1 protein-coding gene is annotated in these 235 nt (G+C 41.3%); it reads right to left on the bottom strand.

The window, feature by feature from the left end; all coding sequences use genetic code 11:
- A partial coding sequence (locus AAEY62_RS24855; RefSeq protein ID WP_350637171.1) for a TniB family NTP-binding protein occupies positions 1-235 on the bottom strand: 235 nt, incomplete at both ends.

Raw genomic sequence — 235 nt, 5'->3', positions numbered from 1 at the left:
CAATTAATGATGTCGTTAACCGAGTACCGTTTATTCGTAGCTTACGCTCTGTGCTGCCTACTTGCCCTAAGTCTTTAAGAAGCTCGGCTAAAGTAGATTCTAATGTCGGATTGCTCGGTATGCGGCTGACTAATACAGGGTGATTCATCACTCCATTAATAAATTGCGGTAAGTGACGTTCTTTATACTGTTTTATTAGTGCTGTTTTACCTGTGCCTGTATCGCCATTTAACAG

The organism is Pseudoalteromonas sp. GW168-MNA-CIBAN-0100 (assembly GCF_040309225.1).
Taxonomy (GTDB): domain Bacteria; phylum Pseudomonadota; class Gammaproteobacteria; order Enterobacterales; family Alteromonadaceae; genus Pseudoalteromonas; species Pseudoalteromonas arctica.
Note: the sequence above shows the minus strand (reverse complement) of the source record. Positions and strands in the feature narration are given on the sequence as shown.